The following is an 11,888-nucleotide window of genomic DNA, read 5'->3' as shown; positions in this document are numbered from 1 at the left end:
GCCTCGAAGGCTTCCGCGACGCGCGCCCACTCCGGCTTCTCCACCTGCTTCGCCATGCCCGGAAGCGTCCGCTGCGCGCCGCTACCCCGGCAATCCCTCACGGCACGTCGTTGGCCGGACGGTTACCAGCGAGGACAGGCGCGCTGTATCGCATTCGCAGCTTGCGGTGGGCGTCGGTGCGTACGAGGCCCGCGACGCAGGCGGCATGCGTACCGCTGCGCACCGGGAACTGCCCCAGCATCCAACGGACTTATCTCTTCGTCACCGCACGTGACCTCTTACCTGCTCCGGACGCCCCCTTTTCGGATGAACCAACAGCCACCACTGGCGCGGACCACACCTTGCTCTTGTATTGAATCATCAAATAATTCGTCAGCACCTCAATATCCTTCGAGGTGTTCTGGACCTCGTTCCACTTGCGCTGCAGCCCAGGGCCAAAGTCCCAGAATCCCGCAGTCCAGCGGCAGAACTCCTTGAGTCCCATCAGATCCGTCGCGAACTGGGCTGCGGTGGGATAGGGGCGGTCCCGGTAGCGATCGCTGATCGCATCCATGATGAGTCCCATGCTGATAATGCCCGCGCCGTGCATAAGGCGAGACTTCTTGGGTGGCAATCCCCATGCCGCCTTGAAGACCTCCTTCACCGCTGTCCAATACGCATAGAGCACGTTGATCATCTGCTCGGTGTCCGCGTTCGCTTCCTCCGAAGCATTGAAGCGATAGAGCACTCCATCATTCAGACTGTTCTCCAACATCCGAAGGATTGAGTTGTCCTTGATAATCCCGCCGGGATTGGTTGCCGTCTGAATCATCTTGTGCAGCGGTGAACCCTCTTCCAGGTTCATTCTTTCCATCAACTGAGCCGGCAACCGACGCCGATCCAGCAAGGACGGGAGGCGGGCACTCGTGCCGGGAAGAAGCTCGTAGATGAGCCCTTTGGGAAGCGGCTTTGTCGAATTGACTAGAATGAACTGCTCAGTTTGCTGACCGACATCATCCGTGATGAATGCCGTCATGCACACGGGGAACCGCTCAATATTGGCATCGCGGATTGCAGCAAGCCGCTGCTGTCCATCGACAATGAAGCCCGGCTTCCGGTCATCTTCCATTTCCGATTCAAACGGAATGGTGAGTACACCAGAACGCGAGTACTCAGATGTGATGGCCTTGGAGTCTGGATGGAACTTGACCCGCGAATCGAATGCCACCACGAGTGCATTCGGAACCATGGGTGAACCTGACTCCAGATAAGTCCGGATCTCATCGATGTGCGAAAGCACCTCAGGTCGCTGGTAGCCCGAGAGCGCTCCATCTTCCTTACGACGCACGCGAGAGATCGTCGCGAACTGAGGAACAAGCTTCCCATCGACAGCGAAGGTATAGAGCGTCCTGCCTCGGGACTGCTTGACCTCGATCGCAGGAAGCTTCAGCTCTTTTGGCATATGTCGTTATCGGGCCGGAGTCCTCAGGCCGCGCTCCCCTGCCCGAGCCCAAGCTCCTTCTCGAGCTGCTTGTGGAACATCCAAATATTGTGAAATCCCCTGCGGCGATTTCGTTCGGCGCCGCGAAAGAGCACGACATGATATCGCAACTCTTGGCAGACCTCGCAGGGACACTGCTGCCACGGCGCATCCGTCAACGTTTGCCGGTACGCAGCTTCGTGGTTCTTCTTGGAATCCGGGTCGTAAAAGCGCTCGTACTCCATGAGCACAGCCAGGGCTTGGTCGACCGTCTTACGGCCTGAGTCGAAAAGATTCATGACCTCAAGGCAGGCCTTCTCAAGCTTTCTGGCAATGTCCTGCGAAACCTCACCAGATGAAATCTTCCGTTGCAGAGCCGGGTTTCCTTCCACCTGAGGAATGCGGATTGCCGTATAGTTTCGCCCAGGCGTGTAGTAATTATCCTTGTCGTCCTTGAACGCCTGCCTTAATGGCGAGGTGCTATCAAAGGACGTGATTCCTAGCCGGGAGAAGGTCTTCAGATGCTCGGTTCGGGTGACCCCCAACAAATGAAATTGAACTCCCGGGGTTCGAACCCCATCGATGGCCTTCAGGCAGGAAATAATCTCACTTGATTTGAGCGGAACCATTCCCCCCAACGCGATTGAGCGATATCCCATTTTCTGGAGTGCTTTGACGGAATCCGCATATGACAAGGGACTCCAGCCCTGCGCAACGCCCACAGGCTCAAAGGAGTAACCGCCGGCCTTGTGCTTTTGGCGAAACTCCTTTGCCAACTGCAGCGTCAACTCCCGCCTTTCGCGCAGTTCATTGGGAACGAGATCCCGGGAGGCGCCTCGCTCATCGGCCTCAGGCTTGAACAGGAGGATGATGTGGTCGAGAGAGATACCAAAATCAAACTGGCAGTTCCCGTAGAACTCCAGGACCTCCTCAACAGAATAAGGCGGCACCTCTTCCTTCACGTACGTAAACGCGCCGCAGTCCCCCATGATGGAGAGTTGTCGGGGCGCTTGGTCGAGGCGAAAGAATTCTGGCGCCCCCAGGCGCAGCAACCGGTGTCGCTGCGCCAGCGTGTATCGACTCCCCAGCGCGCCGTAGCCATCCACGATTCCCTTCGAGACCAGGAATCCATCAAACGGAGTCGCCGTGAAGACCTCATGAGCGTAGAGGTCATCCCGTTGGCGCTTCCGCGTTGCTGAGCGCCGTTCCCGCTCAAAGTCGAAACTGGGATCGATGAGATCCTGGCTGTCCGGAAAGAAGAACTTCATGCGGCCGTCCGGCGGCTACTCGTGTACGCCCGAATCAGAACGTTTGAGAGGAGCCGAATGTGTTGAGAGGTATTTTGAATCTGATTCCAGGCCAACCCCGACTCCTCCCAGTGTCCCTCGGTCCACCGGCACACGGGTTGGACCCGAAGAAGCTCCGCCTTCACCAGCCGCAAGGCATTTGCCCCATTGATGTCAATGTTGCTCATGACCTTGTCCATCAAATGCCCCATCGCGCCAATCCCAGCCCCATGCATCAACCGACTCCGTGAGGGTTGACGCCCCCATGCTTCTGGGAAGACTTCTTTTACAGCTGTCCAGAACAGGACCAGCATCTTCCGAATTGAATCAAAATCAGTCTCCTGGGTAACCACATTCCGGTAAGGGAACAGGCAGCCCGTCAGGTTACCCAAGCTGTCTTTGATCATCGCGACGACAGCCGAGTCCGTAACGATGGCGCTTCGCCGAGCCTCTGCGTCCATTGAATTGCGTCGGATGAGCCCCTTGAACGGCGACGCAGGGTCCCGGTTCAGCAAGTCACAGAGCGCGGCAGGAGCTCTCCGGACCGCCAAGTTTGGCGGTAGTAAGGTCCCGACTTCAGGTAGCAACTCCGTGATGAGCCCTCTCGGGAGTGGCTTGGTGCTATTGACCCTCAAGAACTGATCTCTTTGCAGGTCGACTTCATCCGCGATGAAGGCGTTGACGGGAACGAGCAGGTCCTGTCGTCGGCATTGGGCCAGAGCCAACGCACGCTGTTGACCGTCTACAATCCAGGCAGGTCGGGGTTGGCCAGGCTTCGGCAATGGGATGTGGAGCGTCCCAGCCTCAGCCCAACCATCATCCACACGCGGCCCCCTGACCTTCTTGAAAACAACAGCGGAGGAGAGTGCGAGAATAATGGAGTTGGGGAAGATGACTTCTTCCCCATTGAGATACTCCGTAATGTTACGCACGTGCTGCTTCACCTTGGGACGCTGATACCCAAGGAGCCTTCCCTCTGAGTCCCGAGACACCCGGGAAACTTCAGCGACCTCCTGAAGCTCCTTCGCGCTCAAAGCGAACATGAAAAGTGGATGCTCTGGTGTCTGGATGACCCGAATTGCGCGTCGCTCGACAGCCTTACGCGTTGGCCTCTTCATGGGCTCTCCTGAGTCTGAACAAACAGGTTCTTGAACCGGCGCTGTTCACAGGCAAATTGGCGTGCTCGCAACTGCTTCAAAGCCGCGCTCCAAGATTTCGTGCCCTCATCCACAACCTGACGGATGAACTCGCGAACCTCATCGTCCGTCATCGGCTGACGATCATACTGTCGTAGCGGGGCGCTCTTCTTGATCAACTGCTGGTAGCGCATTTGAACTTCAGCAGCATTCAAATGGCCGCCCTGAGCCGCCAGAAGGATCTCGCGCGCAACCCGTGCGTGAAGTCCCAGTCGGGATCCCCCCAATCGCTGCTGGTGATGAGCGCTCGATGGAATCCAATGCGGCGCAAGCGAGCCGTTCGACAGGGATGCGGGCGAAGAAACGATCAGCAACCGCTCTGGGTGCTGAAGACTCTTTGCCGCGAATTCGAGGTCGTCCGCGATTGCAGCGACGTACAGCGGGGAGGCCACAATCAGGATGTTCGCTTGCGGTTGCTCGCAGGCCAGTTGGCGAAGTGTGCGCGGTTGGCCACGCACCGGTCCAGGGTGGCTCGACAACGTCCTCCACCAGCGTCGGAGTTGTTCGCCCGTATCCTTGTTTTCGGAATCACGCACGACGGAATCTTCCTGGCCCCGAGCGAAGGTCGCGGAGTAGGGCCGAATCTGGGCCTCTTGTGGAATCAGCCCGTACCCCGCGGAAGCAATCCATAGGCTGGGGTTGAAGCCGTTTTCACGCGCGGCCCCGGGAAGACCAAGAACAACACTCCAGTGCTCACCTGCGTAGAGTTGGTGAGCTGGGCCCTGCGGGTGCTTATGGGCCTCAAGCCGCTGCCACCAGGTGTTGGCCCGGGCTTCGGTTTCCGCCCCTCGGATGCGTCGCAACCGGAGTGCCTCGGGCACCAGAAGGTGCTTCCGGTCAGTGCAACTCGCGATGATGTGAAGCACCTTCCCCATGGAGGCGTCCCTCAGGGAATTCCCAGGACCTTGTGCATCTGGATCCCCAATCTCCACTGAGGGTGCTCCAGGCAGTATTCAAGGGCCACCTGCGTGTTTCTCACGCGGTTCGGGCCATCCATGGGCTGAAGAATGAAGTGAGTGAACTCCAGTGCCTCAAAGCGGTCTGGCCCAAAGCCCTCCTGGGGGAAGACGAGCTTCAACTCGTTGCCCGTGCGTTGCACCAACTCGCTGCCCGCCTTCGGGCTGACGCAGACCCAGTCCACCCCGTCGGGAACGGGCTTCGTCCCGTTGGTTTCCACCGCAACCTGGAATCCTCGGCCATGCAGAGCATCCACCAAGAGCGAATCGAGTTGGAGGAGCGGCTCTCCGCCCGTACACACCACCATGGGCTGTGCGCTGGACTGCTCGCGTGGCCATGCTGCTGCGACAGATGCGGCCAGAGCATCCGCTGAGGCGAAGCGACCTCCACCTGGGCCATTCGTTCCCACGAACTGGGTGTCGCACCACTGAGAGCAGCCCCCCGGACCCCGGCCTCGATCCCGTTCAAGGCCACTCCAGAGATTGCAGCCTGCGAACCGCAGGAACACAGCAGCACGCCCCGCCTGGGCGCCTTCACCCTGCAGCGTGTAGAAGAGTTCCTTGACCGCGTAACTCACGGCGTGGACTCCCGAGCGCTCTTCGCCGCAGTGCGAACCACGTTACGCCTCCTCCACACGCAGAAAACTGCGAGGTGCACTGCTGCACATCGCACGCAGTTATCGCTCCGCGCAATGGTCCCGTTTCTACATCATGCCTTCTGCAGCCCGGAGCGAGAAAAGTTCGGTCTGCGAGGACCTGCAGGTCCTCGCTCAAGCCCGCTAGAGCGCAAGAGGGACACTGAGGCGCTGGTACACCGCGCTACTGCTTCACGGCGAGAGCTGCTGCGGCCTACGGTCCGCGCAACCGCGCATGCGCGTTACCTCCGTTAATGAGCGCGCTACCCACGATGCTCGTGGATGCTCGCGACCATCGACCGCACGCGCATCTTCCGTACCGGCGGTTTCCCTGCCGACCAGAACCCGGCTCTCCTCAGGGGGCCTAGTTTCCAAAGCAGCCCCTTGACTACAACTGTAGCCATGGCATATCGCTCATGACTACAACTGTCGTCACGAGGGGTGCCATGGACAGGTCGTCAGCTCCGTCCCAGGAGTCGAAGCCGCTCCCGTCGTTCGTCCGGGAAGGGCTGGGCTGGCTGTTGGCCCTGCACCTCCTGCTCGCGCTGATGCCGTCCCTGCACCTGATGGAGACGCTGCAAGCCGGGGCACACAAGGCCCGCGTGTGGTGGAAGGCCGCGGACACCGTGCGCCGTCACGCGGCGCCGCTCCTCCCCGCGATGCTCAGGGCTTCCGCGCGGTGATGAGCGGCTGATTGAAGCCCGTCTCCTCCGGCGTGTACCAGCGCGGATCCACCAGCCCTGCCCGGGTGAGCGCCTGCTCCAGCTCCACCGGTTGCAGCAGGCGGTAGATGCCGGTGTGCTCGGTGGTGTGCCAGATGCCGGACTCCTGACGCAGGATGAACTGGCGCACCGTGTACTGCCTTTCATCCACCGCCCAATCCCAGACCTGGAACAGCACGCGGCGGCCCAGCGGCGTGTCCAGCACGCGCTCCGCCGTGAAGCGTGGCCGCTTCTCCAGCAGCGCCGAGTGGTCGCGCAGGCTCGCCACCAGCAGGCCCCCGGGCACCAGGCGCGACGCCATCGCGGTCGCGGCGTCGTCCAGGTCCGAGTCCTCCAGCAGGTGCGCCATCGCGTTGTCGCAGGACATCACCACGTGGAAGGTGCCCGGCACCTGCCAGTCCAGCATCCGCATGTCCGCCACGCCGGTGGTGATGCTCACGTGCATGGCGCGGGCTTCCCGCTCCGCGCGCGCCACCGCGGAGGGACTCAGGTCCGTGGCGTGCACGGAATAACCCCGCGCCGCCAGCCCCAGCGCCTGCGTGCCGATGCCGCACGCGCAGTCCAGCACCCGGCGCGGCGGCGGCGCTCCCGAGCGGCGCAGGAGCGCGTCCAGCACCGCGCCCTGCCGGTCCACCGACTGCTCCCAGTCCGCGAAGAGCAGGTGGTACTCCTCGGCCAGCCCTTCGTAGAAGTCCAGGACGCTGTCAGACATGACGGCTTCCTCCTTTAACACCCCCATGCGGGCCGTCACGCGCGTGGATGCTGGACGTCGCCTGTCCGTCATGTCGGAGCCACGTGGGGGCCGGGAGGTCTTCTCCTCTGTGGGTTGTTACCCGGAAGACGGGGCTCGGGACGCCCGCGCGGGCGTGGGCGGACACCGGGCAGGATGCACCGTCGTTCCCCGCGTGAAGCTCGCGCGCACCAGAGGCAAGGAGCACCGATGCTGTCGTTGACGCCGTCACAGGTCCGCCTGGGATGGTCCGCCACCAACAAGGCGGAGGCCATCCGCCTGGTCGGACAGGTGATGGTGGAGTCCGGCTTCATCTCGCCCGACTACGTCGACAGCATGCTCAAGCGCGAGCAGGTGTCCGCCACGTTCCTCGGCCACGGCATCGCCATTCCGCACGGCCTGCCGGAGGCGCGCCACCTCGTGCTCCAGACGGGCGTCGTCGTGGTGCAGTTCCCCGCCGGAGTCGTCTGGAGCGAGGACGGCCATGCGCACCTCGTGGTGGGCATCGCGGCGCAGTCCGATGAACATCTCCAGGTGCTCGCCAGCCTCACCGGCGTGCTGGACGACGAGGCCCGGGCCGTGGCCCTGGCCTCCACCCTGGACGCGGCCGCCATCATCCAGGCGCTCCAGGGCTCCGGCGCCCTGCCGGAGCAGCAGGACGCTCCCGCGTTCGAAGGCCTCTCGCTCCAGGTCCTCTCCCCTTCACCGGACGGCCTGCACGCGCGCCCCGCCACCGCGGTGGTGGAGGTGGTGCGCCGCTTCCGCGCGGACGTCACCGTCCACCACGAGGGGCGGCAGGCGGACGCCCGCAGCCTCCTGTCGCTGCTGCGCCTGGGTGCTCGGGGCGGCTCCAGGCTGACGCTCACCGCGGCGGGGGACGACGCGGCGGCGGTGCTCCTCGCGCTGCAAGAAGCCTTCGACGTCGGCCTGGGCGAGGAGCCTCCCGCCGCTCGCGCACTGGCACCGGAGCCCGTGCCCGCCGCCGTGCTCGACTACGAGGGGACGCTGGTCGCGGGCCTGTCCGCGTCGCCGGGCATCGCGGCCGGGCCTGTGTGGGCCTTCCAGCGCGAACGGCTGGAGGTGGAGGAGTGGGCCGCCGACGCCGCGCGGGAGCATCAGCTGCTGGAGTCGGCCCTGGCCGGAGCGGCGGCGGAGCTGCGCCAGCTGCACGAAGGCTTCCTCCAGAAGGCCGGAGCGCAGCGGGCCGCCATCTTCAAGGCGCACCTGGAGCTGCTCGACGACCCGGAGATGTTGAGGGAGTCGCACGGCCTCATCGACACCGGCCTGAGCGCGGGCGCGTCCTGGCACCGGGTCTTCGAGAGCCGCGCGCAGGCGCTGGCCGCGATGGACGAACCGGTGCTGGCCGCTCGGGCCGCCGACCTGCGGGACGTGGGCCGGCGCGTGCTGCGGCCCCTGGCCCGGGTGCTGGAGGGCGAGCCCACCTTCCCGGATCATCCGGTGGTGCTGCTGGCGGAGGACCTGACGCCGTCGGACACCGCGAAGCTGGACCCCGCCATGGTGCTGGGCCTGTGTACGGCGGGCGGCGGCACCACGTCACACACGGCCATCATCGCGCGCTCGCTCGACCTGCCGGCGGTGGTGGCGGTGGGGCCGTCGGTGCTGGACCTGCGCAACGGGCAGCACTGCATCCTGGACGGCGACGCGGGCGTGCTCGTCGTGAGGCCTTCAGCGAGGGACAGGGCCAAGGCCGCGCACCAGCGCGAGCGGATCCGCTTACGGCGCAAGCAGGAGCAACTGGAGCGCTACCGGCCCGCCATCACGCTCGACGGCAGGCGCGTGGAGGTGGCCGCGAACATCAGCGAGGCCGCGGAGGCGGGCAAGGCCGTGGACGCGGGCGGCGAGGGCGTGGGCCTGATGCGCACGGAGTTCCTCTTCCTCCAGCGCGACGAGCCGCCCGGCGAGGAGGAGCAGCTCCACGCGTACCTCACCATGGTGCGCGCGCTGAACGGCCTGCCGCTCATCCTGCGCACGCTGGACATCGGCGGGGACAAGCACGTGCCGTATTTGTCCCTGCCGGCGGAGACGAATCCGTTCCTGGGCATGCGAGGCATCCGGCTGTGCTTCGAACGGGAGGACCTGTTCCGCACGCAGCTGCGCGCCATCCTGCGCGCGTCGATGGAGGGCCCGGTCCGCATCATGTATCCGATGGTGGCGATGCCCGAGGAGCTGGCGAAGGCCCGCGCCATCACCGAGTCCGTGCGCCGCGAGGTGGGCGCGGATCCGGTGGAGACGGGCATCATGATGGAAGTCCCTTCGGCGGTGATGATGGCGGAGCAGCTGGCGCGGGACGTGTCGTTCTTCTCCATCGGGACCAACGACCTGACGCAGTACCTGCTGGCCATGGACCGGCAGCATCCGGTGCTCGCGTCCCGGGCGGACGGCCTGCACCCGGCGGTGTTGCGCATGGTGGACCTCACGGTGAGGGCGGCGAGGAAGGCGGACATCTGGGTGGGCGCGTGCGGCGGCATCGCGGGAGACCCGTCCGGCGCGGTGGTGCTGTCCGGCCTGGGCGTCACGGAGCTGAGCGTGGCCATCCCCAGCATCCCGGCGGTGAAGGCGCTGCTGAGGGGCATCTCCATGGCGGACGCGGAAGACGTGGCCCAGGCCGCGCTGGAGTGCGGCAACGCCTCCGAGGTGCGAGGATTGGTGCGCGGCCTGCTGGCCCGGAAGGGAGCGAAGGCGTGAGGCCGACGAAGCCGGGCGTGGTGACGGTCACGTTGAACGCGGCCATCGACCAGACACTGGAGTGTCCGGGGTTCACGGCGGGCGCGGTGAACCGAGTGGTGGCGGAGACACGCACGCCGGGAGGCAAGGGCATCAACGTGGCGGCCTTCCTCGCGCAAGGCACGCGTCCAGTGACGGCCACGGGCTTCCTGGGCGAGGACACGGTGCCGTTGTTCGAGACGCTGTTCCGCGAGCGAGGCATCCAGGACCGCTGCCTCCGGCTGCCGGGCTCCAGCCGCGTGAACATCAAGGTCGTGGACCGCACGAGCGGCGCGGTGACGGACCTGAACCTGCCGGGCCTGCGCGTGCCGGAGGAGGCGTTGGGCGCGTTGCTGGCGACGTTGGATGCGCTCGCGGAGGAGAACGGCTGCTTCGTGCTGTCCGGCAGCGTGCCGGTGGGAGTGCCCGCGTCCATCTACGCCACGCTGACGGAGCGCCTGCGAGCGAAGGGCGCGGTGGTGGCGGTGGACACGAGCGGAGCGCCGCTGCGCCACGCGGTGGCCGCGAGGCCCGACTTCGTGAAGCCGAACACGCACGAGTTGGAAGAGCTGGTCGAACGCCCCCTGAGGAACGCGGGCGACATCGCGTGGGCCGCACGCGAGCTGCACGCGACAGGCATCGGGCTGGTGGTGGTGTCGCTGGGAGCGGACGGCGCCCTGTTCGTGTCGGACGACGGCGCCTGGCGGGCCCTGCCGCCCCCCGTGGCGGTGGCGAGCACCGTGGGCGCGGGCGACGCGCTGCTCGCGGGCGTGCTGGCGGCGAGGCTGGAAGGCCACGACCTGGAGACCTGCGCCCGGAGGGGCACGGCCTTCGCGGCGGGGAAGCTCGCGAAGGTGGGCCCGGTGCCCCCCGCCCCCGAGCGCGTGGCGGAGCTGCTCCGCGCGGTGCGGATGCACCCGCTGGGCACGGGCTGATCAACAGCCGCGCGGCAGGTGCACCCGGAAGGTGGTGCCCGCTTCCTCGGTGGACACCACGTCCACCGCGCCGCCGTGCGCGCGGACGATTTGATCCACGATGAAGAGGCCCAGCCCCACGCTGCGGTGCTCGCTGCCCTCGGTGGAGCCCCGGGTCATCGGCTCGAAGAGCACGGGCAGCAGCGCGGGCGGAATGGGCGTCCCCGGGTTCGTCACCGCCAGCACCACCTCCCGCTCGTCCCCGCGCGCCTCCACGCGAATCAAGGCCTCCGCCCCGCTGTACTGCACGGCGTTGGTGAGCAGGTTGGTCAGCACCTGCGCGATGCGATCCGGATCCCAGCGCCCCTGCCCGCGGCCCTCGCACACCAGGTCCAGCGAGCGTCCCGGCGCGGTGAGCCGCACCTCGTCCACCACCTGCTCGGCGACTTCATGCAGGTTCATGGGCTGGGGCTTCACCGGCAGGGCCATGCCCGTGCGCACGTGGGTGAAGTCCAGCAGGTCGCGGATGAGCCGGTTCGCCCGGTCCGACGAATCGAGGATGCGCCGCAGCCCCCGGCGCGCCCGGTCATCCAGGTCCGTCCTGCGAATCAGCGTCGCCGCCGCCAGCGAGATGGCGTTGAGCGGGTTGCGCAGGTCGTGGCTGACGATGCCCATCAGCTGCTCGCGCAGGACCGACGCCTCCTGGGCGCCCATCAACTGCGAGTCACGCTCGGTGAGCGCCTCCTCCTGCTCCAGCTGGGAGCCCACCAGGTCGCCCAGGTGGCGGAAGGTCTCCAGCACCTCGTCGGAGAGGTCCGCCGGCTTCGAGTCCAGCGCGCACAGCACGCCAAAGAACTCCCCGCCGCGCCGGTACAGCGGCACCGCGACGTAGCTCTCCACGTTGTACATCTTCGGCGCGGGGTGGTCCGCGAAGCGCGGATCCGTGCTCGCGCGGTTCACCCGCAGCGGCGTCCCCAGGTTCCGCACCGTGTCGCAGAACGTGGTGCTGACGGCCAGCGTGTCTCCGGCCTTCAGCCCGAAGCCCAGCTCGTCCAGCACCGCGCAGCACGTCCACGACTCCGGCGTCACGCGCGCCACCACCGCCAGGCGCAGCCCCGTGGTGCGCGTCAGCACGCGCAGCACCGTCTTCACCGCGTCGATGCGGCCCACGGCCTCCACGTCCGCCGTGAGGGGGTTGGCAACGCGGAGGCGGGGATTCGCGGAGGGAGTTGGAGACATGTGTCGCTCCGCTTCAGCGTACGCGTC

General features: G+C 65.6%; 10 protein-coding genes. 3 read left to right on the top strand and 7 right to left on the bottom strand.

Features of this window, described 5'->3' with window-relative positions:
• Positions 1-250: 250 nt before the first annotated feature.
• Genes dbpB (D7X30_RS33300) through queE form a run of 5 tightly spaced genes read right to left on the bottom strand, consistent with a single transcriptional unit; the run spans position 251 to position 5,475 of the window.
• Complete coding sequence (gene dbpB, locus D7X30_RS33300; RefSeq protein WP_120566995.1) at positions 251-1,441, bottom strand: DGQHR domain-containing protein DpdB; 1,191 nt, start codon at positions 1,439-1,441, stop codon at positions 251-253.
• A 23-nt stretch (positions 1,442-1,464) separates the two neighbouring features.
• Complete coding sequence (gene dpdA, locus D7X30_RS33295; protein WP_120566994.1) at positions 1,465-2,727, bottom strand: tRNA-guanine transglycosylase DpdA; 1,263 nt, start codon at positions 2,725-2,727, stop codon at positions 1,465-1,467.
• Positions 2,724-3,863 carry a DGQHR domain-containing protein DpdB gene (gene dbpB, locus D7X30_RS33290; RefSeq protein WP_120566993.1) on the bottom strand — a complete coding sequence of 380 codons (1,140 nt, stop codon included), beginning with the start codon at positions 3,861-3,863 and terminating at the stop codon, positions 2,724-2,726. Before dbpB (D7X30_RS33290) ends, dpdA begins: the two co-directional genes overlap by 4 nt.
• Positions 3,860-4,816, bottom strand: a complete 957-nt coding sequence (locus tag D7X30_RS33285) for a hypothetical protein (protein ID WP_120566992.1) — start codon at positions 4,814-4,816, stop codon at positions 3,860-3,862. Before D7X30_RS33285 ends, dbpB (D7X30_RS33290) begins: the two co-directional genes overlap by 4 nt.
• 11 nt (positions 4,817-4,827) lie before the next feature.
• A complete protein-coding gene (gene queE / locus D7X30_RS33280) occupies positions 4,828-5,475 on the bottom strand; it encodes a 7-carboxy-7-deazaguanine synthase (protein WP_120566991.1) in 648 nt (215 codons plus the stop codon).
• 503 nt (positions 5,476-5,978) lie between these two features.
• Between queE and D7X30_RS33275 the strand changes: the two genes are divergently transcribed.
• Positions 5,979-6,215 carry a hypothetical protein gene (locus D7X30_RS33275; RefSeq protein ID WP_120566990.1) on the top strand — a complete coding sequence of 79 codons (237 nt, stop codon included), beginning with the start codon at positions 5,979-5,981 and terminating at the stop codon, positions 6,213-6,215.
• Here the strand turns inward: D7X30_RS33275 and D7X30_RS33270 are convergent.
• Entirely contained in the window at positions 6,196-6,966 is a 771-nt protein-coding gene (locus D7X30_RS33270; protein ID WP_120566989.1) for a bifunctional 2-polyprenyl-6-hydroxyphenol methylase/3-demethylubiquinol 3-O-methyltransferase UbiG, read from the bottom strand. The genes D7X30_RS33275 and D7X30_RS33270 overlap by 20 nt on opposite strands.
• A 228-nt stretch (positions 6,967-7,194) precedes the next feature.
• Between D7X30_RS33270 and ptsP the strand changes: the two genes are divergently transcribed.
• Complete coding sequence (gene ptsP, locus D7X30_RS33265) at positions 7,195-9,690, top strand: phosphoenolpyruvate--protein phosphotransferase (RefSeq protein WP_120566988.1); 2,496 nt, start codon at positions 7,195-7,197, stop codon at positions 9,688-9,690.
• On the top strand, positions 9,687-10,643 hold the full coding sequence (gene pfkB / locus D7X30_RS33260) for a 1-phosphofructokinase (RefSeq protein ID WP_120566987.1): 957 nt from the start codon (positions 9,687-9,689) through the stop codon (positions 10,641-10,643). The genes ptsP and pfkB overlap by 4 nt, the downstream gene beginning before the upstream one ends.
• Here pfkB and D7X30_RS33255 read toward each other — a convergent pair whose 3' ends face one another.
• Positions 10,644-11,861, bottom strand: coding sequence for a GAF domain-containing sensor histidine kinase (locus D7X30_RS33255; protein WP_120566986.1), 1,218 nt, complete (start codon positions 11,859-11,861; stop codon positions 10,644-10,646).
• Positions 11,862-11,888: the final 27 nt, after the last annotated feature.

Origin of the sequence: Corallococcus sp. AB011P (genome assembly GCF_003611605.1) — a bacterium.
GTDB classification, from domain to species: domain Bacteria; phylum Myxococcota; class Myxococcia; order Myxococcales; family Myxococcaceae; genus Corallococcus; species Corallococcus coralloides.
This window is presented reverse-complemented; position numbering and strand designations above follow the sequence as displayed.